The 25,516-nt window shown below is 61.2% G+C and carries 27 protein-coding genes; 20 read left to right on the forward strand and 7 right to left on the reverse strand.

Annotated elements, in window-relative coordinates:
* The first annotated feature begins 264 nt into the window (after positions 1 to 264).
* The 18 genes from JJD74_RS24830 (at position 265) to JJD74_RS24915 (ending at position 15,619) form a co-directional block, all read left to right on the forward strand.
* On the forward strand, positions 265 to 2,145 hold the full coding sequence (locus JJD74_RS24830; RefSeq protein ID WP_442793290.1) for a cytochrome D1 domain-containing protein: 1,881 nt from the start codon (positions 265 to 267) through the stop codon (positions 2,143 to 2,145).
* Positions 2,146 to 2,158: 13 nt separating this feature from the next.
* The gene (locus tag JJD74_RS24835) at positions 2,159 to 2,809 is read left to right on the forward strand and encodes an SCO family protein (RefSeq protein WP_200617019.1); all 651 of its coding nucleotides are present in this window, start codon (positions 2,159 to 2,161) and stop codon (positions 2,807 to 2,809) included.
* On the forward strand, positions 2,806 to 3,426 hold the full coding sequence (locus JJD74_RS24840; RefSeq protein WP_115146740.1) for an SCO family protein: 621 nt from the start codon (positions 2,806 to 2,808) through the stop codon (positions 3,424 to 3,426). Before JJD74_RS24835 ends, JJD74_RS24840 begins: the two co-directional genes overlap by 4 nt.
* A gap of 9 nt (positions 3,427 to 3,435) precedes the next feature.
* Entirely contained in the window at positions 3,436 to 4,986 is a 1,551-nt protein-coding gene (locus JJD74_RS24845) for an ABC transporter substrate-binding protein (protein ID WP_115146741.1), read from the forward strand.
* A gap of 15 nt (positions 4,987 to 5,001) precedes the next feature.
* Complete coding sequence (locus tag JJD74_RS24850; RefSeq protein WP_200617020.1) at positions 5,002 to 5,763, forward strand: SurA N-terminal domain-containing protein; 762 nt, start codon at positions 5,002 to 5,004, stop codon at positions 5,761 to 5,763.
* 221 nt (positions 5,764 to 5,984) lie between these two features.
* Positions 5,985 to 6,518 (forward strand): response regulator, encoded by a 534-nt coding sequence (locus JJD74_RS24855; RefSeq protein WP_042559804.1) that lies wholly within the window; start codon positions 5,985 to 5,987, stop codon positions 6,516 to 6,518.
* Positions 6,519 to 6,601: 83 nt separating this feature from the next.
* Positions 6,602 to 8,308, forward strand: coding sequence for a GspE/PulE family protein (locus tag JJD74_RS24860; protein WP_115146743.1), 1,707 nt, complete (start codon positions 6,602 to 6,604; stop codon positions 8,306 to 8,308).
* Positions 8,289 to 9,092, forward strand: coding sequence for a hypothetical protein (locus tag JJD74_RS24865; protein WP_200617021.1), 804 nt, complete (start codon positions 8,289 to 8,291; stop codon positions 9,090 to 9,092). The genes JJD74_RS24860 and JJD74_RS24865 overlap by 20 nt, the downstream gene beginning before the upstream one ends.
* A gap of 1 nt (position 9,093) precedes the next feature.
* Positions 9,094 to 9,639, forward strand: coding sequence for a PilN domain-containing protein (locus JJD74_RS24870; protein ID WP_200617022.1), 546 nt, complete (start codon positions 9,094 to 9,096; stop codon positions 9,637 to 9,639).
* Positions 9,626 to 10,174, forward strand: coding sequence for a GspMb/PilO family protein (locus JJD74_RS24875; RefSeq protein WP_042559800.1), 549 nt, complete (start codon positions 9,626 to 9,628; stop codon positions 10,172 to 10,174). The genes JJD74_RS24870 and JJD74_RS24875 overlap by 14 nt, the downstream gene beginning before the upstream one ends.
* Positions 10,174 to 10,692 carry a hypothetical protein gene (locus tag JJD74_RS24880; protein WP_200617023.1) on the forward strand — a complete coding sequence of 173 codons (519 nt, stop codon included), beginning with the start codon at positions 10,174 to 10,176 and terminating at the stop codon, positions 10,690 to 10,692. Before JJD74_RS24875 ends, JJD74_RS24880 begins: the two co-directional genes overlap by 1 nt.
* The gene (locus JJD74_RS24885) at positions 10,689 to 12,536 is read left to right on the forward strand and encodes a secretin N-terminal domain-containing protein (protein WP_115146747.1); all 1,848 of its coding nucleotides are present in this window, start codon (positions 10,689 to 10,691) and stop codon (positions 12,534 to 12,536) included. The genes JJD74_RS24880 and JJD74_RS24885 overlap by 4 nt, the downstream gene beginning before the upstream one ends.
* Before the next feature lie 2 nt (positions 12,537 to 12,538).
* Positions 12,539 to 13,012, forward strand: a complete 474-nt coding sequence (locus JJD74_RS24890) for a type II secretion system protein (protein WP_200617024.1) — start codon at positions 12,539 to 12,541, stop codon at positions 13,010 to 13,012.
* Between the two features lie 5 nt (positions 13,013 to 13,017).
* On the forward strand, positions 13,018 to 13,392 hold the full coding sequence (locus tag JJD74_RS24895; RefSeq protein ID WP_007919395.1) for a type II secretion system protein: 375 nt from the start codon (positions 13,018 to 13,020) through the stop codon (positions 13,390 to 13,392).
* Positions 13,367 to 13,906, forward strand: coding sequence for a type II secretion system protein (locus tag JJD74_RS24900; protein ID WP_042559796.1), 540 nt, complete (start codon positions 13,367 to 13,369; stop codon positions 13,904 to 13,906). The genes JJD74_RS24895 and JJD74_RS24900 overlap by 26 nt, the downstream gene beginning before the upstream one ends.
* Positions 13,903 to 14,295, forward strand: coding sequence for a curli production assembly/transport protein CsgE (csgE, locus tag JJD74_RS24905; protein WP_200617025.1), 393 nt, complete (start codon positions 13,903 to 13,905; stop codon positions 14,293 to 14,295). The genes JJD74_RS24900 and csgE overlap by 4 nt, the downstream gene beginning before the upstream one ends.
* Complete coding sequence (locus JJD74_RS24910; RefSeq protein WP_042559794.1) at positions 14,292 to 14,723, forward strand: curli assembly protein CsgF; 432 nt, start codon at positions 14,292 to 14,294, stop codon at positions 14,721 to 14,723. Before csgE ends, JJD74_RS24910 begins: the two co-directional genes overlap by 4 nt.
* A gap of 29 nt (positions 14,724 to 14,752) precedes the next feature.
* A complete protein-coding gene (locus JJD74_RS24915) occupies positions 14,753 to 15,619 on the forward strand; it encodes a CsgG/HfaB family protein (protein ID WP_200617026.1) in 867 nt (288 codons plus the stop codon).
* A gap of 452 nt (positions 15,620 to 16,071) precedes the next feature.
* Here JJD74_RS24915 and JJD74_RS24920 read toward each other — a convergent pair whose 3' ends face one another.
* A complete protein-coding gene (locus JJD74_RS24920) occupies positions 16,072 to 16,344 on the reverse strand; it encodes a hypothetical protein (protein ID WP_200617027.1) in 273 nt (90 codons plus the stop codon).
* A gap of 329 nt (positions 16,345 to 16,673) precedes the next feature.
* Here JJD74_RS24920 and JJD74_RS24925 point away from each other — a divergent pair, with 329 nt between their 5' ends.
* Positions 16,674 to 17,051, forward strand: a complete 378-nt coding sequence (locus tag JJD74_RS24925; protein WP_115146750.1) for a DUF6124 family protein — start codon at positions 16,674 to 16,676, stop codon at positions 17,049 to 17,051.
* 173 nt (positions 17,052 to 17,224) lie between these two features.
* Here the strand turns inward: JJD74_RS24925 and JJD74_RS24930 are convergent, their stop codons facing one another.
* From JJD74_RS24930 to JJD74_RS24955, 6 genes are all read right to left on the reverse strand, one after another.
* Positions 17,225 to 17,509 carry a type II toxin-antitoxin system RelE/ParE family toxin gene (locus tag JJD74_RS24930; protein WP_200617028.1) on the reverse strand — a complete coding sequence of 95 codons (285 nt, stop codon included), beginning with the start codon at positions 17,507 to 17,509 and terminating at the stop codon, positions 17,225 to 17,227.
* On the reverse strand, positions 17,499 to 17,705 hold the full coding sequence (gene relB, locus JJD74_RS24935; protein WP_200617029.1) for a type II toxin-antitoxin system RelB family antitoxin: 207 nt from the start codon (positions 17,703 to 17,705) through the stop codon (positions 17,499 to 17,501). Before relB ends, JJD74_RS24930 begins: the two co-directional genes overlap by 11 nt.
* Before the next feature lie 275 nt (positions 17,706 to 17,980).
* Positions 17,981 to 19,432 carry a curlin gene (locus JJD74_RS24940; RefSeq protein WP_042559789.1) on the reverse strand — a complete coding sequence of 484 codons (1,452 nt, stop codon included), beginning with the start codon at positions 19,430 to 19,432 and terminating at the stop codon, positions 17,981 to 17,983.
* A gap of 28 nt (positions 19,433 to 19,460) precedes the next feature.
* Positions 19,461 to 19,925: a curlin gene (locus tag JJD74_RS24945; RefSeq protein WP_042559788.1), complete on the reverse strand. Its 465-nt coding sequence runs from the start codon at positions 19,923 to 19,925 to the stop codon at positions 19,461 to 19,463.
* 81 nt (positions 19,926 to 20,006) lie between these two features.
* The gene (locus JJD74_RS24950; protein WP_200617030.1) at positions 20,007 to 22,238 is read right to left on the reverse strand and encodes an Ig-like domain-containing protein; all 2,232 of its coding nucleotides are present in this window, start codon (positions 22,236 to 22,238) and stop codon (positions 20,007 to 20,009) included.
* A gap of 35 nt (positions 22,239 to 22,273) precedes the next feature.
* Entirely contained in the window at positions 22,274 to 23,620 is a 1,347-nt protein-coding gene (locus tag JJD74_RS24955) for a hypothetical protein (protein ID WP_042559786.1), read from the reverse strand.
* A 377-nt stretch (positions 23,621 to 23,997) separates the two neighbouring features.
* Here JJD74_RS24955 and JJD74_RS24960 point away from each other — a divergent pair, with 377 nt between their 5' ends.
* Positions 23,998 to 25,446, forward strand: a complete 1,449-nt coding sequence (locus JJD74_RS24960; protein ID WP_200617031.1) for a sensor histidine kinase — start codon at positions 23,998 to 24,000, stop codon at positions 25,444 to 25,446.
* Positions 25,447 to 25,516: the final 70 nt, after the last annotated feature.

The raw sequence follows: 25,516 nt of genomic DNA on the forward strand, positions 1-25,516 counted from the left end.
TTTGAGGGTGAGGCTGAAGATGCTTTCGCGAGCAGGCTCGCTCCCACTGGGGGCAGTGGTTGGCATGAGGAAGTGGGATGTATGCAAATTCCTTGTGGGAGCGAGCCTGCTCGCGAATGGGAGCAACTCGGTTTTTGAGGGTGAGGCTGAAGATGCTTTCGCGAGCAGGCTCGCTCCCACATGGGGGGCGGTTTTTTGCCAGGTAAAGAGGTAGGGGAGAGCTAGATGAGGATCATCAACATCATCGGGATTTGCACCCTGGCCATGGCCGGGGCGGTGCTGACGCTGAGTGAGATTGCGCTGGCGCAAGCCGGCGCGAGTCAGAAGTTGAACCGCGACGGCGTGGCGGTGGATTTCGATCTCAAGCCATTGGCCGCCGACGGTAATCTGCGTGAAGGCGAGTTTGCCGACGTGCAGTTCCGCGTCACCGACAGCGCATCGGGCCAGCCGTTGTCCGGTGTTGCACCGGGGGCGTGGATCGATGCGCAGGCGCTGGCCGCCGATCAGGCCCAGGGCCGCGACAAGAGTTGCAAATCGCGGGTCGGAGTGTATCTCAAATCGAACATCGGCGCGCGGCCACTACTGGACCTCAACAGCTATTTCCTGCTGGTGATGAACCGCGATGCCAGTGTGGCGGTGGTCGATCCTTCGGTATCGGTCGGCGGGATCACCAGCACCCTGGCGCGCATCGAACTCAAGCAATCGCCGATGGATTGGGTCACGCCCAAAGACAACAAACGTGTGTTCATTTCGATGCCAGCGGCGGGCGAAGTGGCGGTGATCGACAGCGAACAATTCAAGGTCATCGACTCGATCAACGCCGGCAGCCAACCGGTGCGCGTGGCGTTGCAACCGGATGAGCGCCTGTTGTGGGTCGGCAACAATGCCGCCAAACCCGACGAATCCGGCGTCACCGTGATCGATGCGCAAAGCCTGAAACCGCTCAAGCATCTGGCGACCGGCCTCGGTCACCACGAAATAACCTTCAGCAAGGACAGCCGTTTTGCCTTTGTCAGCAACCGCGACGACGGCACCCTGAGCGTGGTCGATGTCGCCAGCCTGAGCATCGTCGAGCAAATCAAGACCGGCTCCGGCCCGCTGTCGGTCGCGTACTCGCCATTGTCCGGCGCGGTGTATGTGGCCGATGGCAAGGACGGCACGGTGACTGTGGTCGACAGTGCCAGCCACCGCGTGCGCCGCGTGATCAAATTGCAGCAAGGCCTCGGCCCGATGGGCTTCAGCGCCGACGGGCGTTTCGGTGTGGTGCTCAACACCGTGGAAAACCGTGCGACGGTGATTGATGCCTCCACCGATGCAGCGATCCATGACCTGGACGTGTCCGCCGAACCCTACCAAGTGGTGTTCACCAAGGCCTACGCCTACGTGCGCGGACTGGCCTCGCCAAAAGTCACCATGATCAACCTGGCCTCCCTCGGTGAGGGCCGCCAGCCGATCAGCCAAGGCTTCGAAGCCGGCCCGCAACCGCCGCGCATGGCCGGGGACTTGCCGCTCGCCTCAAGCCTTGCAGTGTCGCGCGATGACAACGCGGTGTTTGTGGTCAACCCGGTGGACAACACCACCTATTTCTACGCCGAAGGCATGAACGCGCCGATGTCCGGTTATCCCAATCGCGGGCAGATCGCCCGTGCCGCCATGGTCATCGACCGCAGCCTGCGCGAGGTCTCGCCGGGGCTGTACAGCGCGCGAGTGAAACTGCCGGCGACGGGGCGTTTCGACGTGGCATTCCTGATCAATCAACCGAACATCATCCATTGCTTCACCGCGCAGATCGAACCAGACGGTGCGCCGGAAAAACATGTCGGCGCGCCAAAGGTCGAGTTCCTTCTGGACAAGACCGCCGTAGCGCTCAACGACCCTTACGTGGTGCGTTTTCGCATCGTCCAGGGCAAGCAGAAAATCCAGCGCAGCGGCGTCAAGGATGTGCAGTTGCGCTACTTCCTCGCGCCGACTTCACACCCCCGCGAAGTGGCCGCGCAGGAAGTCGCCGATGGCGTGTACGAAGCGCCGGTGACCCTCGACCGCAGCGGCGCCTGGTATCTGCATGTGCGCGCCGCATCGCTCGGTGCCGGGTTCGATGACAAAACATTTGCCAGTGTTCGGGTAACCCCCGGCCAGAATCAGTGAAGAGGACATCGCCATGAAACACATCACTTCCCGTGGCTTGCTCAGCCTGTGTCTGCTGGCCGTCAGCGTCCAGCAAGTCCAGGCGCATTCGGCGGATGAACACGCCGGCCACACCGCGCCCGCCCGCAACACGCAGGAACACGCCCAGGTGAAATTCGCCAACGTGCCACTGCTTGATCAGAACGGCAAAACCGTGCGTCTGGAGCAAGATCTGGTGCAGGACAAAATCGTCGTCATCAGCTTCATCTACACCAGCTGCACCACGGTCTGCCCGGTGGTCTCATCGATTATGGGCAAGGTGCAGAAACAGCTCGGCGCACGGGTTGGCAACGAAGTGCAGTTGGTGTCGATCAGCATCGATCCGCAACGCGACGACCCCAAGCGCTTACAGGATTACGCCCGCGCGTTCCAGAAAGGCCCGGGCTGGAGCTGGCTGACCGGTTCGCCACAATCGATCAATGAAACCCTCAAGGGTTTGGGCAGTTTCAGCGGCGACCTGAAGAACCATCAGCCGCTGATCCTCGTCGGCGACGGCAACAGCCGTCACTGGATGCGCTACTACGGCTTCACCGACCCGACAGTGCTGGCCAAGGAAGTCGAGAAACTCAGCGGCCAGCGCACTCATGCCAAACACACCGCCATCGCCATGGAGCAACAGCCATGAGAATGCTCGACTGGATCTCTCTGACCGTGTGTTTCTGGGTGTTCAGCAATGTCGCGTTCGCCCACGAGGAGCATGCAACCGAGCCACCAGCCGCAGTTGCCGCCGCACCCGCCAAGGGTACCCACGACGCGCAAGCCTGGTTCACCGATACGCCGCTGCAAAATCAGCACGGCGAAACCCTGCGCTTTTACAGTGATGCACTGCAAAACCGCGTGGTGCTGCTCAACGTGATTTTCACCAGTTGCAACGACGCCTGCCCTTTGATCACGCGCAAGCTCAAGGAAGTCCGCGAGCTGCTCGGGGACAAGGCCGACGACATCACCTTCATTTCCCTTACCAGTGATCCGCTGCGCGACACGCCGGCGGTGCTCAAGGCTTACACCTTGAAGCAGGGTTCCGATGACCCTCATTGGCTTTTTCTCACCGGCGACAAGGCGCAGATGGACCTGGTGCTGAGCCGTATCGGCCAGATCGTGCCGACGCCTGAGCAACATTCCACACAGTTGATCGTCGGCGATGTCGCCAACAAACGCTGGAGCAAGATTCGCCCCGATGCTCCGGCCGCCGCCATTGCCCAGCGCCTGCAGTTGCTGACAATGCCCGTGGCCGGTCGCTGAGCCCGCGCCATGAACAGCGCCCATGTCCTCGCCCTGATCCTGCTTGCGAGCGTCAGCCTCGGCGTGGCGGCATTGCCGCTGACGCCGGAGGAGGCGGCCGGCAAGCGCCTGTACCGTGAAGGCCTGTCGGCCAGCGGTGAAGCGATCATGGCGCGGGTCGGCGCGGCGGATATGTTGCTGCCGGCCACCAGTCTGCCGTGCGCCAATTGTCATGGCGCCGATGGCCTCGGCCGGCCCGAAGGCGGAGTGCGTCCGCCTGAGTTGAGTTGGTCGCGGCTGACCAGCACTTACGGCCAGCAACAGGTCAACGGCCGCAACTATCCGGCCTACAACGATGCAAGCCTTGCGACAGTCATTCAGCAGGGCCGCGACCCCGGCAACAACCGCCTCGACCCGAGCATGCCGCGCTTTGTGCTGTCGATGAAGGATCAGCGCAATCTCACTGCCTACCTCAAACGCCTTGCCGATGAACGCGACCCCGGCCTCGATGCCGAGACCTTGCATCTGGGCACTTTGCTGCCCAGCCAGGGGCCCTTGGCCGAGGAGGGCGCGACGGTCGCAGCGGTGCTCAACGGCAGTGTGGCGCGGATCAATGAGGCTGGCGGGATTCATGGCCGGCAATTGCGCCTGACCATCGCCGATCCTGGCGTTGATCGCGCCAGCGCCGAACAAGCGCTTAAACGGCTGATCGACGATGAACAAGTGTTCGCTCTGATCGCGCCGATGGCCCCGGCATTGGGCAGCGAACTGGCCCTGCGGCTGGAACAGGCTGGCGTGCCGCTGATCGGCACGTTGTCGTTGCTCGGAGCGGTGCAGGCCAGCCCACAAATTTTCGAGCCGTTGCCGGGCTTGCGTGAACAGCTGATCGCTCTGGCCGATTACGCGACCGCCAGCCTGCGCGTGTTGCAAGGGCCGACACTCATCGCTTATCCCGACGACCCTGCGCAGGCGCAGACAGCCAAAGTGCTTGGCGAGTATCTGCACAGGAACGGCTGGCAGAACGTCCAGATTCAGACCTACGACCCGACAGGTGACAGGTTGCCGCTGGGCTCGCGCTCGGTGTTCTACCTGGGCAGCGGCGGCGGCTTCAGCCATTTGGCGGCGGGTTTGCAGCGTGCCGGGCAGGTGCCGTATCTGTTCGCGGCGTCGAGCCAGGTGGCCGGGGATCTGCTGCAAGTGCCGGAAGGATTTTCACGGCGGGTGTTTCTCGCCTATCCCTTCGTTCCCAGCGACTGGACCCAGACCGGACGCATGGCCCTGACGCTGCTGCGCGAGCATCAAGGCCTCGGCGCCCAGCATGCGGTGCTGCAAGTCGGTGCTTATGCCTCGATGTTGCTGCTCGGCGAAGGCATGAAGCAGGCCGGCCGTGACGCCAGCCGCGAGAAACTGGTGGCAGCGCTGGAAGGCCTGCACGACTTCGACACCGGCCTGACCCCGCGCATCAGTTTCGGCCCCGGACGACGTCTGGGCTTGAGCGGCGCACATGTGGTCACCGTGGATCTGCCCGATCAGCGTTTCTATCTGGTTGCACCCTACAAACCGATTGTCGCCAGCCCCTGAATGGAGGCTCTGCTCATGAAGCTCAAGATGCTGTTATTAGTGCTGACATGCTGGTTGCCGATGGCGTTCGCCAGTAATGGCCCGGCGGCTGCGCGGGTCAATGGCGAAGAGATTTCCGAGTTTCGTCTTGAGCGATTTTTTGCCGAATACCTCGAGGATCAGGGCCGCGCGGTGGCGAGCATTCGCAGCCCCAGGGCCTATAAACAGCTGCGTCACGCCGCACTCGATGCGCTGATCGACAAGGAACTGCTTTGGCAGGAATCGCGCAAGCGCGGCCTGACAATCGATGACCAAAGGGTGCAGCAGCAAGTCGAGCAAACCCGCCAGGCCATCGGCGGTAACGAGCGATTCGTGCGGCGCTTGCAGGATGCCGGTTTCGATGAAGCCTCGTTCACCGAGTACACCCGCCGTGAGCTGGCCGCGCAGCAAATGTTCGCCCAACTGATCCGCGCCAACACTTTGCAGCCGCGGCACCTGCTGGTTCGGGTCGAGCCGCAAGCGGATGCCGCCACGGATGCGGCGGCGCGTCTACGCTTGATGAAGATGCGCGCTTCCATCATTGATGGCGCGATCTTCGCCAGTGATGCGGTACGTTCGCCATTCGGCTGGCATTTGATCTATGTGGCGAACCACTTGGAGGTGGGCGATGTCCCAGATTTGCAGGGACTTGATTCGGCTCGGGCGCAGCTCGCCCGGCAGCAACAGGCCCAGGCTCGTCGCCAGGTGCTCGCGCAATTACGGGCGCAGAACAGGATTGAACGAATTGACGACGATTGAAGGTTCCCCCCCAATAGTGGGGAATGGCTTCGATGCCCATTCAGGTGCTTCTCCGTTTCTGGGGAACGGGGTACCGGGACGAGCGGGCATTGTCATTAAATTCAAGGACATGAAGACTTAAATTTACCGGCACTCAGCCTGGCATGAACTGTGCGTTAGCCATTGTAAGGCGCACTTCAGCGGGTTCAGTTTTCGGACTTGCAGGTTTCAAGGAGTCGACCTTGGTTAACAAAGTACTGGTTGTCGAAGACGAACAGCTGCTTGCACAGAACCTGCAGGATTATCTGTCGGCGCAAGGGCTGGATGTCCGGATTGCACATGACGGCGCGACGGGTATCGGCCTGGCCGAGACGTTCGCTCCCCAAGTGTTGGTGTTCGATTACCGCTTGCCCGATATGGAAGGCTTTGAGGTGCTCGACGCGGTCCGCCAGAACAGGACGTGCCATTTTGTGCTGATAACGGGTCACCCGACCGCTGAAGTCTGTGAGCGGGCGCGGCAACTGGACGTCAGCCACATCCTGTTCAAACCGTTTCCATTGGCGGAACTGGCCCGAGCTGTCTGCGACCTTCTGGGCATCCAGCGCGAAGCGAAACCCGGTGCGAGCCCTTCGGAGGGCTTCGTCGAACGACGCCAGAGCAGGACCGAGAGCTTCCCGTTGCAGTTGTACGATGGCAGTTGGGTGCTGGCGGATCGCCGAAGAAACAGGTTGGCGACCCTGGCACCGGACGACGATCAAATGCTCACCGGGGAGTAATGGCGCGATAGACGTTCCGGCACTCGCCGCAATTGCCTCCCGCGCCGTCAGGGCCTCAAGCCCCGGGTGTTGGAGAGCAAGCCATGGATCGTCTGTCCGTTGTCGTCGAACCGCAGGTTGTGCAAAGCGTTGCATCCAGTTTTTCAAGTGAACAACTGTCCCAGGCCCGGACGCGGGCCGCCGGTTCCGGCGAACGGGTGCTGGATGCGCTCGGCGTGCTCTGCGAACTGGCGCCAATGCCGTTCATTGCTTGCCTCGGCGCGACCCTGCATTACCCGGTGCTCGACACCGACAGCCTGTTTGCCGCGACACCGGTATTTGACCGGGTCACCCTCGCACAATGCCTCAAGCGTGAATTCATCCTGCTGCGCCACAACGACGAAGTCATCGGTGTGTTCGCCGACCCCTTTGACCCCGCGCGGCTGGCCTGGATTGACGACTGCCTGCACGGCGCGCCGCTGTATCTGGTGCACGCCGACGACCTCAAGGCCTATCTGGCCCGTCATGAAGAAAGCTTCCACGCCGTCGAATCGCTGAACGCCCAGGGCGACACCCATAACGAAATCGACACCCTGCAAAGCCTGTCCCTGACCAGCATCAGCGAAGACGCCAGCAGCGTGGTGAAACTGGTCAACTCGACCCTCTACGACGCGCTGAAAATGCACGCCAGTGACATCCATCTCGGCACCACCGGCCACGGTCTGGTGATCAAATACCGCATCGACGGCGTGCTCAACAACATCAGTAAGGTTCAGGGTGCCGAGTTCGCCGAGCAGGTGATCTCGCGGGTCAAAGTCATGGCCGAACTGGATATTGGCGAGAAGCGCGTACCGCAGGACGGCCGTTTCAAGATCGGCATCAGTGGCCGGCAGATCGACTTTCGCGTGTCGATCATGCCGAGCATCTTTGGCGAAGACGCGGTGTTGCGGGTGCTCGACAAACAGGATCTGGCCGACAAGGTCTGCGGCGTGCAATTGCAGGCGCTGGGCTTTGAAGACGAAACGCTGCGCCAGCTCCGTCGTCTCGCCGCCGAACCCTACGGCATGGTGCTGGTGACCGGCCCCACCGGCAGCGGCAAGACCACCACGCTGTACGCGATGATCACCGAGATCAACCACGGTGTGGACAAGATCATCACCATCGAAGACCCGGTCGAATACCAGTTGCCCGGCGTCCTGCAGATTCCGGTCAACGAGAAAAAAGGCCTGACCTTCGCCCGTGGTCTGCGCTCGATCCTGCGTCACGACCCCGACAAGATCATGGTCGGTGAAATCCGCGACCCGGACACCGCACAGATTGCCGTGCAATCGGCACTCACCGGTCACCTGGTGTTCACCACCATCCACGCCAACAACGTGTTCGACGTGATTGGCCGCTTCACCCAAATGGAAATCGACCCCTACAGCCTGGTCTCGGCGCTCAACGCGATTCTCGCGCAACGCCTGATTCGACTGGTGTGCGCCAGTTGCAGCACGCCGGTCAACCCCAGCGATGAAGAACTGCGCGCTTCTGGCCTTGATCCACAAAAAGTCGATCACTACCACTTCGTCCACGGCAAAGGCTGCGGCCACTGCCGGGGCAGCGGTTACCGCGGGCGCACGGCGATTGCCGAGCTGCTGCACCTGGACGACGAACTGCGCCAGATGATCGTCGAGCGCCAACCGATTACCAAAATCAAAGCCCTGGCGTGTGCCCGTGGTTTGCGCCTGTTGCGCGAATCGGCGCTGGAGCTGGTGGAGCAAGGTCGGACCACGCTGGAGGAGATCAATCGTGTCACTTTTATCGCGTGATCAATTTGTCGCCGTGCTCGGCGCCAGCGGTGTCGGCCTGGGGCAGCGGCGGGGCAGCGACACCCTGTGGCTGGGCAGCGTCGGCTACATCGACGAAGGCTTCCAGAGCTACGCGGTGGCGCTGGATACTCTGGACCGTCTGCTCGGTGAGCATGCCCGCGCCGGTGCCGAGTTGAGCGTGGTGATTTCCAGCCACTTCTGCCGGTTCTGTCTGGTGCCGTGGAGCGCGCATATCAGCAGCCCTGAGGAACTGCGCGGCTTCGCACAACTGTGTTTCGAAGACCTGTTCGGCGCGCCGACGCAAACCTGGGGGTTAGTGCTGTCCGCCGAACCGGCAGGGTGCGACCGCATCGCCAGCGCCTTGCCGCAAGACTTGCTTGATCGCCTGCGGGCCTTGGTCAGCGGTCGGCGTCTGCGCCTGCATTCGGTGCAGCCGTATCTGATGACGGCGTTCAATCGTTTCGACAAAAGCCTTGAGGCTGGCGACTTTTTGTTCGTCGTCGCCGAACCGCAACGCAGCGTCCTGCTGCTGGCGCGGGAAGGGCGCTGGGCCGGCGTGCGTTCGGTGGGCGGCAGCGACAGCGACGCAGCGCTCAATGCCTTGATCGGCCGCGAACGGCAATTGCAGGCGTCGACCAGCGAACGCGTCTTCAACGTTTATCTGCATGCACCGGCGCGCCTTGATGCGCAGCCGCAAGTGGCGGGCGTGCAATTGCGCACCCTTGAAGACAACTCGATGACCGTGCGTGACGGCTTGTACGTCATGTCCCGGGCGGTGGCCTGACATGCGCGCCCTGAATCTCGACTTTCAGCCACGCCCACGTTCCGGCCCGTTGGGCTGGAGCCTGCTCGGCGGCGGTGTGTTGTTGGCGCTGCTGTGTCTGGGCGTGCAACAGCATCTCGATGCACAAGCCGAACTGCAGCAGGGGCACCTGCAAACCACCCAGCGCCAGCTCACCGGCGACAGCGTCGCCAAGACCAGTCTCAGCCCGGCTGAAACCCGCGAGCAAGCACAGAATCTCGCTGAAATGCGCAAGGTTTCGCAGCAGTTGCGCCGCCCTTGGGAGCGTCTGTTTGCGATGCTCGAAAGCATGCCGCGCGACGACATTGCCTTGCTGACCCTGACCCCGGATGCACGCAAGGGGCAAGTGCGGATCAGCGCTGAAGCGCGTGATCTGCCGGCGATGCTGGATTTCCACAAGCGCCTGGAGGCCAGTGACGAGCTGTCCGACGTGTCGTTGCTCAGCCATGAAATCGTCGTCAAGTCGCCGGAACAACCGGTGCAGTTCAACCTGTCGGCGACTTGGGAGATTGGCGATGCGAATCCCTAGACTGATCGTTCACGAGTATCTGCAAGGCCTCGGCCTGCCGGGCCTGGCCGGGCTGGCGCTGGTATTGATCGCATTGGCCTGGGCACTGGGCGGCTTGCTGCCGGGCTGGCAATCGTTGCAGCACCTCAGCCAACAGACGCAGGAAGCCAGTGCCTACCTGGCCAAGGTCGAGGACGGCAGCATCGCGCCGCCGGTGGTGCCGCAACGCCAACTCGATGATTTTCGCAACAAACTGCCGGCGCAGCCCCAGGCCACCGTGGCCATCGACCGCATCTACGCCCTTGCGGCGCAAGAACACATCACCCTGGCGCGCGGTGAGTACGCCCTCGGCATCGATCCGAAAACCCATCTGGCGCGTTATCAGATCCTCTTGCCGGTGCGCGGCAGTTACCCGCAACTGCGCCGCTTCCTGCATGCCTTGCTCGGCCAGTTGCCGGCGGTGGTGGTGGAAGACGTCGAGTTTCAACGCAAGAAGATTGGCGACACCGACCTCAACGGCCGGATCCGTATGACCCTTTATCTGTCGAGGTCGTGATGAATACCAAGCGCGTGACGGGTTGGGTGGCGTTCTTCGGCGTGACGGCCGCGCTGGCCTGGTTGCCGGAATATTTCTCGCCGAGCGACGACGCGGATTCGACTGATATTGCCATGGCCACCCCAGCGAAAACCGCCGCCCGTGGCGCCTTGCCGGCCAGCACCACAAAGGCCAAAACAGCGGCCATCAAAGACCTCACCCCAGCGGGCGATCTGTTCGCCGGGAAATCGTGGAAGGCCGCGCCAACCCTGGCCACGGTCACCGAAACAGCCGTCAACCTTACACCCGTGGTGCAAGCCCCGAGCCTGCCACCGGTGCCGTTTCAGTTCGTTGGCAAGCTGCATGACCGCAGCGACCTGCAGGTGTTTTTGCAGAACGGCGAAAAAATCTACGTCGTGCGCAACGGGGATGTGATCGACGACACCTGGAAGATCACCGGCATTTCCGATCTGGAACTGAGTCTGGTCTACCTGCCTTTGCATTTGTCGCAGACCTTGTCTGTGGGGAGTACGCAATGAACCGATCCCGTTTGCTGATGAGCCTTGGCCTGTGTGCGGGGCTGACCGCGTGCAGCTCCGCGCAAGTGGCCAACAAGGAAGCCGCCGACTTGATTGATCAGGGGCAGTACGAAGCGGGTCTGGCTCGGGTCGAGGAAGGCTTGCGCGAGAACCCGCGGGATACCGAACTGCACCTGCTGCTCAACAGCGGCCGAGCCAAGGCAATCACCGCACTGCTGACCTCGGGCGACACCGACCGCTCACGCCGCGATTTCGTCTCGGCCCGCACGGCTTACAGCCGCGTGCTGACCATCGAGCCGAACAACCGCCGCGCCCAGGATGCGCTGCGTCAGCTCGAGTACCTGCGCAGCATGGACGAGAAGCTCGAACTGGCCCGGGGTGACCTGCGTCGCGGCGACATCTACGGCGCCGACCGCCAGGTCAAACAGATCCTCGAACTCGACCCGAAAAACGACGGCGCGCTGGAGCTGCAAGGCAACATTCGTCTGGTGCAGAGCCGCAACGTGATTGCCTATCCGCAACTGCGCACCAAGCTCGACCGGCCGGTGACCCTGGAATTTCGCGACGCCAACCTCAAGACCATTTTCGAAGTGCTGTCGCAGGTCGCCGGGCTGAATTTCATCTTCGACAAAGACCTGCGTCCCGACATGAAAGCCACAATCTTCGTGCGTGACGTGCGCATCGAAGACGCGGTGACGTTGCTGCTGCAACAAAACCAGTTGCACCAGAAAGTGGTCAACGAAAACACCTTGCTGATCTACCCGGACTCGCCGCAGAAAGTGAAGGATTACCAGGAACTGGTAATGCGCACCTTCTACCTGACCAGCATTGACGCCAACACCGCGCTGAACATGGTCAAGACCATGCTCAAGACCCGCGACGTGTTCATCGACGAACGCCTCAACACCCTGACCATGCGCGATAGCGAAGATGCCGTGCGCATGGCCGAAAAGCTTCTGCAATCACAAGACCAGTCCAACCCCGAAGTGGTGCTCGAAGTGGAGGTGATGGAAGTCGCCACCCAGCGCATTCTCGACCTTGGCCTGCAATGGCCCAACACTTTCGGTGTGGTCAACAGCGACGGCTCGGCGGTGACCTTGCTCGATCAGCTCAAGGGCATCAACTCCAGCCGCATCAGCATCTCGCCATCGCCGCAAGCCAAGATCAACGCGCAGGACAACGACATCAATACCCTGGCAAGCCCGGTGATCCGCGTCAGCAACCGTGAGCAGGCGCGTATCCACATCGGTCAGCGCGTGCCGATCATCAGCGCCACCTCGGTACCCTCGACTCAGGGCCCGGTGATCACCGAAAGCGTCACTTATCTGGATGTCGGTCTCAAGCTTGAAGTACAGCCAACCGTGCACCTGAATAACGAAGTGGCGATCAAGATTGCCCTCGAAGTGAGTAACGCCACGCCGCTGGAACCGACCCGCCAGGGCACGATTCCGGTGCAGGTCGACACCCGCAACGCGCAGACCACGCTGCGACTGCACGACGGCGAAACTCAGATCCTCGCGGGGCTGATGCGCAACGACCACGGCGCGACCGGCAACAAAATTCCGGGTCTGGGTGATATTCCGGGGCTGGGCCGTTTGTTCGGCAGCAACAAGGACACCGTCGGCAAGTCGGAACTGGTGCTATCGATCACCCCACGGATCGTGCGCAACCTGCCATACCAGAGCCCGTCGGACATGGAGTTCTCCACCGGCACCGAAACCAGCATGCACATTCAGGCCCCTGATCGTTCGCAGAGCTACGTGATGCCGTCGCCTGCCGGACAGCCGCGTGCAGTCGGTGAGTCGGCCGTGGCCACCACCCGTGTCACCGTCGAGAAGCCTTGATCATGAACGCCTCCCAGCGCGGTTTCACCCTGATCGAAGTCGTGGTGACGCTGGCCCTGATTGGCTTGCTGGCGAGCATGGCCGCGCCGCTGACCGAGACCCTGGTGCGGCGTGGCAAGGAGCAGGAATTGCGCACCGCGCTGTATCAGATTCGCGACGGTATCGACGCCTACAAACGCGCATTCGATGCCGGTTACATCGAGAAGTCGCTGAACAGCAGCGGCTACCCGCCGAACCTGAAAGTACTGGTCGAAGGCGTGCGCGATGTGCGCAGTGCCAAAGGCGCCAAGTTCTACTTTCTGCGCCGTATCCCGAGTGATCCGCTGGTGCCGGCCAAACGTGATGACGAAGGGGGTTGGGGCATACGTGCCTACAACAGTTCGGCTCAAAATCCGCGCGATGGCGAGGACGTTTTCGACGTCTATTCCCACGCCCGCGGCAAGGGCCTCAACGGCATCGCCTACCGCGAGTGGTGAACCTCATGCGCCGCGAAAAAGGTTTTACCTTGCTGGAGCTGATGGTGGTGATGGCGATTATCGCCACGCTGATGACCATTGCGCTGCCGCGCTACTTCAACAGCCTTGAAGCGTCGAAGGAAACCACGCTGCGCCAAAGCCTGTCGGCGATGCGCGAAGCGCTGGATCACTTCTATGGCGACACCGGTCGCTATCCCGACTCCATCGAGCAATTGATCGAACAACGTTACTTGCGTAACGCACCACTGGATCCGATCACCGAGCGCAAAGACCAGTGGGTGCTGATCGCGCCACCGGACGGTGTGGCGGGCGGCGTGGCCGACATCAAGAGCGGTGCTACCGGGAGGGCGCGTGATGGCAGCCAGTATTCCGAGTGGTAAACACGCGCAGCAGGGCGGATTCACCTACCTGGGCGTGCTGTTTCTGATCGTCGTGATGGGCATGGGCCTGGCGAGTGCCGGCGAATTGTGGTCGACCGCTTCGCGCCGCGATCGCGAGAAGCAATTGCTCTGGGTCGGCACCCAGTACGCCCAGGCGCTGCGCAGCTACTACCGCAGTTCGCCGGGACTGGCGCAGTACCCCAAAGAGCTTGCTGACCTGCTCGACGATCAGCGTTTTCCCGAAGCCCGGCATCATCTGCGTCAGCTCTATCCGGACCCGATCGGCCAGGGCGAATGGGCATTGCAACGCGGTTTTGACGGGCGCATCACCGGTCTCAACAGCCCTTCGACCGAGGTGCCGATGAAGCAATCGGGCTTCCCCACGCAGTGGTCGGATTTCGAAGGCATGCAGCGTTATTCGGACTGGCAGTTCGTCGCTGAAAAAGCCTTCCTCGACGGCACCAGTGGCCCGGCCAAGGGACAGTCGAACCTGCCGCAGGCGTTGCAGCCATGACTCGTCAATGGTGGTACGCGCTGGCCCTCACCGTGGTGGCGTGCTGCGCCCAGGGAAGTGAAGAAGACGAATTGATGGGCTTCATCGTCGACGACACGATCTCGCACATCGGCCACGACTTTTATTACTCGTTCAGTGAACGCCTGCGCGACACCAGCCCGATGGATTTCAACCTGGTGGTGCGCGAGCGCCCCGACGCGCGCTGGGGCAGCCTGGTGACCGTGGAATATCAGCAACGCCTGGTGTATCGGCGCTTCCTGCCACCGAACACCGTGGAACTGAAGGAGGAGGCCTATGCGGCCGCCGACTGGGTTCGACGCCAGGTTGTCCAGCGCAAGCTGGAGGCACTGTTGCAGGACACCACCGACCTTGAGAAGGACGAATTATGAAAACCACAACGTTCTCACGGCGCAGCGGATTCTGGATCTCGGGGTTGTTGGTCGGCCTTGCCAGCGTTGCCGCCGCTCAGGCCACCGAGCTTGTCTACACGCCGGTCAATCCGTCGTTCGGCGGCAATCCGCTCAACGGCACCTGGCTGCTCAACAACGCCCAGGCACAAAACGATTACGACGATCCGGACCTCAAGAGCCGTTCGAGCGTGGCCGGCACTTCGGCGCTGGAGCGCTTCACCAGTCAATTGCAATCGCGACTGCTAGGGCAGTTGCTGGACAACATCTCCACCGGCAACACGGGGAGCCTGTCCACTGACTCTTTTATCGTCAACGTCATCGACGACTCCGGGGCACTGAGCATTGAAGTGACCGATCGAGTGACCGGTGAAATTTCGGAAATTCAGGTGAACGGCCTCAACCCATGACGGGATGACGGTTCCGGGGAGTGCTGGACATGAAAAAAATAATCGCGCTAGGGCTGATGTTGGCGACATTGCAAGGGTGCAGTCTGCGCGAGCCGATGTCGGCCGAGCAGGACACCGAAACCCCGACCCTGACACCACGGGCGTCAACCTACTATGACTTGCTGAAGATGCCGCGGCCCAAGGGTCGCTTGATGGCGGTGGTGTACGGTTTCCGTGATCAGACCGGGCAGTACAAGCCGACGCCTGCCAGTTCTTTTTCCACCAGCGTGACTCAGGGGGCGGCGTCGATGTTGATGGACGCGATGCAGGCCAGTGGCTGGTTTGTGGTGCTGGAGCGTGAAGGGCTGCAGAACCTGCTGACTGAACGCAAGATCATTCGCGCGTCGCAGAAGAAGCCCAATACCCCGGTGAATATTCAGGGTGAGCTGCCACCGTTGCAGGCGGCGAACATGATGCTTGAGGGCGGGATCATCGCTTATGACACGAACGTGCGTAGCGGTGGGGAAGGGGCGCGGTATCTGGGGATCGATATTTCCCGGGAGTATCGGGTGGATCAGGTGACCGTGAATCTGCGCGCGGTGGATGTGCGTAGCGGGCAGGTGTTGTCGAATGTGATGACCAGCAAGACGATTTATTCGGTGGCGCGCAGTGCCGGGGTGTTCAAGTTTATCGAGTTCAAGAAGTTGCTTGAGGCCGAGGTGGGTTACACGACTAACGAGCCGGCGCAGCTTTGTGTGTTGTCGGCGATTGAGGCGGCTGTGGGGCATATGGTGGCCCAGGGGATTGAGCGGCGGTTGTGGCAGGTGGCGGGAGATAGTTCTTCGCCTTCGCAGGATGATGTTTTGAATCGGTATTTGAGTCAGAACAAGGTTGATCCGGAGGCTGAGGCCGAGTGAACGTGGCGGCCTTTGGGCCGACCAGGTTCTTGCAGAGGTTGGCGGGGCAATGTCCCCAAAACCTGTGGGAGCTGGCTTGCCAGCGATGGCGGCCTTATAGCCGACCAATCTCTGGCAGATGTACCCAGTTCCAACTGTGGGAGCGAGCCTGCTCGCGAAGGCTTTTTGTCAGGTGGTGGGGTTCTTTCTGACTGAGTACATATCCATTCCTGCGGCAACGGCTGCCCAGGGTTTCGCCCTTACGGCGACTCACTTTTTTTACAAACGCCTAAAAAAGTAAGCAAAAAAACGCTTGCCCCAACGTTCGGCCCGCTCGCTGGGGCTCGGGGTTCCTTCGTTCCGGGATCCATCCGGGCGCATCGTCTCCGGTTTGCTTCGCTGCACCTCCTCTCGATGTGTTTGGCTTCGCCAAACGGTCGCTGCGCTCCCACCCCCCGGATAAATCCCTCCACTCAGCCTGCCGACGGGGCCGGTGGATCAAGATCAAAAGCTGCAGCCGAGCTAACGCTCATCCTGTTGAGTGGTGAGGAGCGGTAGCGGTGTGCGTTCTGTTTTTGTTTTTCTGTGGGAGCTGGCTTGCCAGCGATGGCGGCCTCAGAGCCGACCAATTTCTTTGGGTTGTACGCATCCCTGTAGGAGCTGCCGCAGGCTGCGATCTTTTGATCTTGCTTTTGAAAAATCAAAAGATCGCAGCCTGCGGCAGCTCCTGCCTTTGCGTATTTCAATTCTGGATGTTTAACGGTGTTTCGAATTCGCGGAAGCTTCCCACAATGTTTTCAGGTTGTCCGTCGGACGTACGGTCTCTAGCCTGTGTTCGTCGCTGCCAAATCAGCGACCGGGATTGGAAACCCCGACGTGAACCGAGCGCATTAGCGCTTTTCATGACGTATGCTTGCGCACCTTTATTGTGTGCACTCCGTTATGGCGGCTGTGCGCGGGAGACCTTCGGGTCAACCGGGTTCTCCGTTCCCCGGGTTTCCAGCCTGCGTACAGCTGCCACCTATTCGTTCGGAAACCGGATGGGCCAGCTCCACTTCAGGATCGGAGATTGACCATGAAAAAACCAACACCCAACCCGCCAGAATCCGAAGCCACCCCCGACACCACTTCCCCCTACGCCTCAGTCGACAGCAAAAAACTCCACGAAGCCGCCGACCGTGCCCTCGATTTCTACCTCAATCCCACCGCCCACATCATGTCCAGCGCCAACGAGCCGGAACCCATGTACCTCGCCAATCCCAGGTACAACACCGAATCCCTGCTCGCCAACGCCAGCGAAACCCTCGGCTCGGCCAGTGAAATGCTCAACAACTTCGCCGCCTCGCTGCCGCCCTCACACCGCAAGACCGCGCTCGGTATCGCACAAGTCGTGATGCTGGGTGAACTGGCGGTGAATCAAGCGCTGGATCACGTCGAGTTGAAGGATGGCTAATTAGATCGTTCCCACGCTCCACTTGGGAATGCAGCTCCTGAGGCTCTGCGTCAAATTCGCAATTTGGAACGTGGAGCGTCCCGAGAGGCATTCCCACGCAGAGCGTGGGAACGATCAAAAAACCGTACCTCCAAGGGAAGCAAGGTTTCTTGTGTTGAGACGAGGATGCGATCTTAACCGGGGTCGCGTCGAGGGTACTCCTGACGCGCATACAAGATGCTCACAATCTCAATTTGCTCCGCCACTTGATAAACGACGAGATAGTTCGGGCTTACCACAATCTCTCGAGTGCCGGGAGAGCGGCCTTTGCGATACAGGTGTGGATGCCAACAAAGCGCAGACGTAGTTTTTACGACGGACTTGTGAAGTGCAGTCGCCGCTACAAAATTTCGCTCGCCAATGTACTTCAGGATTTTCGAGAGTTCGACCCGGGCCTTGGGTCGCCACTTAATCTGCATCAGCGCTTTTGCGCATTGATTCCATCAAGGCATTCATTTCCTCTATCACTTGCTCATGGGGAATACTCGGACGCGGATCATCGAGAGAGGCCTGTACTTCGGCCCGAAACCAACGGTCATAACTCGCAGCCTGCTCCTCGGGATCAAGATCCGAAACAACCGGGCACAGTGGGTCGATCAAGGGCGGGTCGATCATAGAACCTCCGGGTTTGGTACCTCGAAGTCTATTCGTTAATGGTATCGCTGTCGTCGCTGTCTGGATGAATTGCATGTAGGCCAAGCTCCATGAGGATCAAGTTGTCCCGGCAAATCCTAGAGCCTGCAATTCCGACGGCCAACCGCCAGAACTTGTCAGAAAACTCCCCGAATTTCTGAAAACGTTCCGTTTTCCGTAGGACGCAACTCAAACGTCAGCGCAAAAAAACCGCGACCCCCTTCACCAGAGAATCGCGGCTCATCAACACCCAACCCCTACTGCTGCAACACACTCGCCTGGTTAGCCGACCCAAACTGCTGAATATTCGCCGTTTGCGTTACGCCACTCTGATCGACATTGGCAATGTTGCCCATCCCGCCTTGCGTTACATACGCCACGTTCATGGTGTCAGCCTGTTTGACCGTGATCATGTTGTCGCTGCCATACAGCTGCGCGGTGTACGCCTGGTTGCCGGTCCCGGACTGATCGAATTCTGCACTGTTGCCAGTGCCGTTCGACGAGCCCTGGATCAGGTTGGTGGTGCCGCGCTGATCGGAGATCAGGATGTTGTCGCTGCCGTTCTGATCAAAATACAGCTCGTTATAGGAATCAGCCTGTTTGACCGTAGTTTTGTTGCCAGTGCCTGTCTGGCTGGTGGTCATGATCTGGCCGACGCCATCCTGGGTGAAGTTGGCGATGTTGCCAGTGCCGGCCTGGGTGACGGTGGCGCGCTGGTTGCTGCCGAATTGGCCGCCGGATTGCGGGCCTTTCCAGTTGCTGGCGTAGACCTTGTTGTCGTTGCCCACGGAGGTGGCATTGAGCACGTGGCTGTCGCCGTTCTGGTAGGTGAAGTGCACGTTGCCGTTGCCGACTTGATACAGCGCCAGGGTCGAGTTGACTGACTCGAACTGGTCGGCATAGATCGCGTTGGTGTTGCCGATCTGGGTGACGGCGGCGTTGTTGTTTTCGCCGAAGCTTTGGTCGACCACGGTTTCGTTGCTGTCGCCGTATTGGTTGATGGTGGCTTGGCTGGCCAGTTGCGAGTCTTGCCAGACTTCGCTGCCGTTCATGTTGCCCAACTGGTTGACGGTGATGTTGCCGCCAGTGCCGTTGCGCTGGTCGGCGTAGACGTAGTTACTTTCGCCGGCCTGGTTGATGCCGATCTGCCCGCCGTTGTGGAGGACCTGCTCGGCGGTGCCGTAGTTGGCTGTGCCGTATTGGGTGATCACCGAACTGTTGCCACTGCCTTCATAGAGTTGTTCGATGTTGGCTTCGTTGCTGTCGCCGAACTGCAAGGTTTTGCCTTCGCTGCCGTTCTGCGAGTCCTGATAGACGAACGAGAAGTTGCCGGTGCCTTGCTGCTGTTGCAGCGCCTGGTTGCCGGCGCCGAAGCCGAGCGACTGGCTGGCGTGGCTGGTGTTGAACGCGCCGACCTGTTGCTGGTTGATCACACTGTTGTTTTCGAACAGTTGCTCGGCGTAACCGGCGTTGTAGTCACCGGCCGCGTCCTGAGTGATAACACTGGTGGCGGTGTCTTGCACGGCAGCAGCGTCGTTGCCCTGACCGAGTTGGGTCTGGGTAGCGCTGCTGAACGGGGCACCGGTCTGCTTCACATCGGCGATGTTGGCGGTACCGGACTGGTTTTGAGTGGAGAGGCTGTCGTCGGCCATGGCCTGGGCACTGATCATGACCAGGATCGCGGCGGTGAGGGGCGTCAATTTGAACATGATGGAATCTCCAAAGGGTTGCAGTGCTTTAGCGGTATTGCTTGACCGAGACGCTCATGCCGTTGCCTGACTGGGTCACGGCGCTTTGCAGCCCCGCGCCCGCCTGCTCGATGCTGGCGTCGTTGTTGTTGCCGTTTTGCGAAATCTGCGCGCGGTTGTGGTTGCCGTTTTGCGTGATTGAGGCGGCATTGCCGTAACCGTTCTGAGTGATCAAAGCCATCAGGTCGCTGCCTTGTTGCAGGATGTACGCCTCCTGATTGCTGCCCGATTGCACGATCCGCCCGAGCAGCGATTGACCGTTCTGTTGCAGCAGGGCGACGTTGGCCTGGCCGATCTGCTCGATCAGGGCTTGCTGGCCCACGGGGGGGGGCAGTTCGCCGAGGTCGATGCTGGTGGGCGCGAGGTCATCGTTCTCCATTAGATCGTCGGCGCGTACACCCGCACTGGCGCACAAGGCGAGCAGGCAAAGCAGGGCGGCGGTCGGCGTGTTCATGGCGTTGTCCTGTGTGGATGTGGCCGAGCTTTTGCCCCACCCACCCGAAAGTGGGTGGGGCGCATGCCGGTATTAACGGAGCTAGAGCGTGTTCACCGAGACCGTGCGCACGGTGCCCTGGGATGAACGGATGGTCGCCGTCGGGTTAGCCGATGGCACTATCAACGTGTTGGCCAGCGTCAGCCGCCAGCGTCCGGTCACCGGTACCGTGGTCGTGCCCAGCGTTACCAGCCCGGTCGGGGTGGTGACCTGCACGGTGATGGTGTTGCCGGTGGTAACCGATGAGGTGCCGGTGAAGTCCCAGTTGAAGCGACCACCGGACCGCGCCTGCACCGTCGATGCGGTGACCGCGAAGGTCTCTGTCGCTGGTCGTGGCGACACTTGCACGGTGACGGTCGCCGGGGTCGACAGGGCGCCGAAGCTGTCCCGGGCGATGTAGGTGAACGTCGTGGTGAAGGCTGTGGTCACGGTGGCCGGTGGGGTGTAGTTGATCACCGTGCCGTCGGTGTTGACCGTGCCGCGGCCGACAGCCGGTTGGGTCAGGCTGTTGACCGCAAGCGGTACGTTGCCTTCCGGATCGGTGTCGTTGGCCAGCACGTTGATCGGGATCGCTACGCCCAGTGTGGCGACGCTGTCGGCGACGGCGGTCGGTGCCTGGTTTGGCGCGACGGTAATCGTCACGGTCGCCGGGTTGGCCGAAGCCAGGCCTTTGGCGTCCTGCGCTTTGTAGGTGAAGGTTGTGGTCAGTGGCACGTTCACCACGGCTGGCGGGGTGTAGACCACGGCGGCAGAACCGCTGAGGGCGACGGTGCCTTGGCCTGCGGCGGGTTGGGTCAACGCGGTGATACCCAGTGGTGTGTCGCCGTCAGGATCGCTGTCGTTGGTCAACAGGCTGAGGGTAATCGGCACGCCGAAGGTGGTGCTGCCGGTGTCGGCGTTGGTGATCGGCGCCTGGTTTTCACCGGTGTCCGGCGCGGTACCGACGACAACAACCGCCTCGCTATCGCTGCCGCCGGCGGCGGATTTTACCGTCACGGTAGCCGGTGGCTGAGTCAGGTCGGCGACGGTGATCCGTTGCAGGGTGCCGGTTTTCGACAGGCGTCCGTAACCCTGGGCAACCATGTCTGGCACCGCGACTTCATCGGTCGAAGTGGCTTCGATCAGCAGGCTGTGGTTGGCCCAGTTGTAGCGCGCGGTCTGTATTTTCACCACGTCGGTGAGCTTGGCCGATACGGCGGTTGGACGTGTGGTGCCGGTCGGGTTGGTCGCGGTCACGACGATGACTGGCGGCACAGTCCCGCTGCCCAGACGTTGGCCGAAGAACAGTCCATTGTTGTCGCCCAGCATATCGGTCTGGCACGGTGTCTGCGGTGGGCCGGGCAGCAGCGCAACGCTTTCGCGAAAACACAGGGTCGAACTGTTATCCGCCTTGGCGAATACTTCGGCACGCACGCCAGCGGCGGTGCGGCGATAGGTGGCGCGGTCGATTTCGACCTGGGTTTGCTGGCGGTTGTCGAGCACCTTGCCAGACAGGCTGAACACACTGGACTGGATGGTCCCGGCCGGCCCGGTGATGCGCACGAAGTTGGTGTTGAACGGGCTGCCGGTCACCGCTTCATTGAGGTTCGGGTCGCCGACGTAGGTTTCGGTGGCGCCGGTGTCCGGGTTGACCTCGGTGTAAGGGCCGTTGACGCTGCGCAGGAACGGCCCGATCGCGCCGGTGAGTGCACCGCTGAAGTTGCCCGGCGCACCAATGCCGATGTCACGGGTGATGTTGATCGCACGTCGACCGGGTGTGGTGACGTTGACCGTTTCCACGCCATACGGGTGGGTGATGGTGTAGGTACCGGCGCTGGGCACCGAGACCCGAATGCGGATCCGCGCGAAGCTTGCCTGATCACCGTCAATCGGATTCTCCGAGGCAAACGCCGCTTCTATCCCGGCAACGTACGCTTCCAGTTCATAGCCGCTGTTGCCGATCTGCGGGATCGTCGTTTCCGCCAGGAACCAGAATGCTTCCGGCGGCCAGTTGTCAGGGAAAATCATCGGCTGGGCGTCGTCGTAGATGCCCGCCTCGGCCAGCAGAATGCACATGTAGGCCGGTGGGACGCTGGCCGGCACCCTCGAACTGGCGGCGCGCGACTGACAGAGTTCCATCGACAGTTGATTGTTGTCCTGATACCACATCGGGAATTTCCCGGTGGCGAAGGTGTAGGGGCCGGGATCGACGGCGGCGAGTTGCGCGTAGGCACTGCCGGTCAGCGAGAGAGTCAGCCCGAGCGCGTTGAGCGCGAAGCGTGGCCACTTGTTCATGATGCCTCCTGATACGGATCTGGGCATGTGAGCGTTCATTGCACGATGACCACTTCTTCGGTATCGCTGCCGCCGTTGGACGACGTCACCAAAACCTTGGCCGGTGGTATCGGCGAGATCCCGGTGGCCAGGGTTTTCACCGCGCCGTCGCCGCCCAGCGCACCGATGGCGGCGCCACTGCCGGAGGAGGCGGTGAGTACGGGGGGCGAGGTTTCGTCACTGGTCGAGGCCACCACGGTCAGTTGCCCGGAGCTCAGGCTGTACTGGGCGCTCTGGATAATCACCAGATCGGTCAGGACCATCGGCAGGGTGGTCGGCGTGCTGCTGGCGATCGCCAGATGGTTGTCGGCGGTCACTTGCAACGTGGTCGGCAAGGTCGGGTTGACCGAGGACTGCGCGTACCAACTGCCGGTGCTGTTGGCTTCGGTCATGTTCAGCACTGGGGTGCTGCTGGTGATTGCTGCGGTGCCGGGCGCAGGCGGCGCGAGGACGAACACGTCTTGCTGGGCCACAGGCGTGCTTTCACCGGCCTTGCGCGAGTAGGTGCTGCGCTGCGTGATCATTGGCGTTGGTCGCACGACGGTCGACAACTTGCCGGAGACCGCAAACGTGGTCGTGCGCAAATCCAGACCGTTAGGGCCTTCGATCCGTACGTAGTTGGTGTTGAACGGACTGCCGGTGACCGGCTCGCTGAGGTTCGGGTCGCCAATGAATTGTTCGGCGGCGCCGGTCAGCGGATTGGTCTCGGTGTACGGCCCGTTGACGCTGCGCAGGAACGGCCCGATGTCACCCTTGAGGGCGCCGTCGTAGGTTTGAGGGGTGCCGATGCCGATGTCGCGGGTCATGTTGATCGCGCGCCGGCCGGGTGTGTCGATGTTGAACACTTCGACGCCGTAGGGGTGGGTGATCACGTAGGTGCCGGCGGTCGGCACATCGACCCGAATGCGCACGCGCGCGAAGCTGACCTGATCGCCTTCGACCGGCTCTTCGGCGGCAAACGCGGCTTCGATGGCGCTCACGTAACCGAGGTCGATCCCGCGTGCCGCATCGACCAGTGCAGTTTCGCCAGTGAACCAGAACGCTTCATCGGGGAAGTTGGTGGGGAAAACGATTGGCTGCGCGTCGTCGAACACACCGGGGGTCGGCAGCAGCGAGCACATGTACGAAGGCGCGCCAGGTGCGCTGGGCACTCGCGAGCTAAGCGCTTTGGACAGGCACAAATCGAGCGTGCGACCGTGGGAGTCCTGGTACCAACTGGCGAAACCACCGTTGGCCGGGGTGTAGGGGCCGGGGTCAACAGCAAACAACGCGGCCTGGGCGATGCCCTGAGCCAAGGCGCTCACGACCAGGACGGTCGCGGTTTTGGACAGTAAAGGGTGCATGAGTTAAGCCCTCTATCAAAGTACCTGCCCCTTGGGGGTGGGTCAGTTGCAGAGGGCCTGTACACCTTCCATGCCAAAGTCTGGCGAATTGGTTTGAAAGGCCCGGATTAGAGGGGTCTTTCAATAAGCGGTCGGGCGATACAGCATTCGGGGGATAGGGCGTCAGTCCCCAGCATTGGGGCCGGTGGGGCACCCCTGTAGGAGCTGCCGAAGGCTGCGATCTTTTGATTGTGAAGATCAAAGGATCGCAGCCTCGTTTCACTCGACAGCTCCTACAGAAGGTTTTTGGTTGATCGGGAAATTGAGGCCCCCCCGCATTCGGGCAAACACCCAACCGTGGGCTATAACCCTATAGGGAAGTTTCGGGAAGTCGCGCCATGAACATGCAGTCGAAATCACTTCCAGTCGATGAGAGCAGCCTGCGGCCAGGCCCGCGAACGAAGCCGTTCAATCTGTTGCGCTGGTTTTCGTTGATCAGCATGGCGGTGATCGGCACGGTCGCCGTGGCGCTCGGTGCGGTGTCGACACGATTTGTGATTGAGGAAAGCGTGCAGCGCGATGCGTTGCTCACGGCGCAGTTTATTCAGGCCATCGCTTCGGCCGAGGTACGCCACGTTTCGATTCCCAATGTGCGGACCATGGGCGAGCTGCTTGATCCGCTACAGGACAAGGATTTTCCCGACGTCAACCCGCAAGCGCGGGCTGATGCGCGAGGCGAGTTTCTTGATCACATCGAGCATTTGCCTGACGTGATCCTCGCCAATATCTACTCGCTCGACCGGCGAGTGATCTGGTCAACCAACCCCGAGCTGATCGGCACCAGCATTCACGTCGACGAAGACCTCGATCGGGCCTTCAATGAAAAGATTCCGGTGTCGGCCAGCTATCACGGCGTCGAAGAGGACCGCGCCGAGCAGAAATTCGTCGTGCCGCCGCAATACATCTTCATCGAGAACTACATCCCGTTGTTCGACGCCGAAGGCAAGAACGTCACGGCGATGGTCGAGATCTACAAGGAACCCAAAGACCTGATCGCGCGCATGGAGCGCGGCATGGTCCTGATCTGGCTGGCCACGGCCCTTGGCGGCGGACTGATTTACCTGGGCTTGTACTGGATTGTGCGGCGCGCGGCGATATTGTTGGCGGCGCAGCAAAAGCAACTGATTGCCAACGAAACATTTGTTGCGCTGGGCGAGATGTCCTCGGCAGTGGCGCACAGTCTGCGAAACCCCTTGGCGACCATCCGCTCAAGTGCCGAGCTGGCGCTGGAGTTCGATGCCGGGCCGGCGGAGAAAAACATCAAGGACATCATCGGCCAGGTTGACCGCATGTCGAAATGGGTGAGGGAGCTGCTGCAATCCCTGCGGCCACTCAACGATGATCCGGAGCCGGTAAACCTGGTGGCGGCCCTGCATGAAAGTCTGGTCGCCTTCGAGCAACAGATTGCCAAAAACCAGGTACAGGTGGCGTTTCGTCCGCAGAACACGCCGATGGTCCTCAGCCAGCCGGTGCAACTGACGCAGATCCTCAATAGCCTGCTGGCCAATGCCCTGGAAGCGATGGACAAGGGCGGCACGTTGACCATCAGCCTTGAGCCGGTCGACAACCGCAGCGTCAGCGTGGTGCTCAGCGACACGGGCAAAGGCATGAGCGAAGAGCAACGGACCATGGCCTTCCGGCCGTTTTTCACTACCAAACAGGGCGGGCTCGGCGTCGGCCTGGTGCTGGTCAAACGGATCATGGAGCGCTATGGCGGTGGTGTGACCCTCGACAGCCGTGAAGGCGAGGGCACCACCGTGCGTCTGGCCTTTCAACGCGTCCCCTGACGACAACTTTCCCGTAGAGGGGCTGCCTAAGGCTCGGGCCGTGTTCGGCAGCGGCTGCACAGGTTAATAG

The organism is Pseudomonas sp. MF6776, from assembly GCF_016613125.1.
Classification (GTDB): Bacteria; Pseudomonadota; Gammaproteobacteria; order Pseudomonadales; family Pseudomonadaceae; genus Aquipseudomonas; species Aquipseudomonas iridis.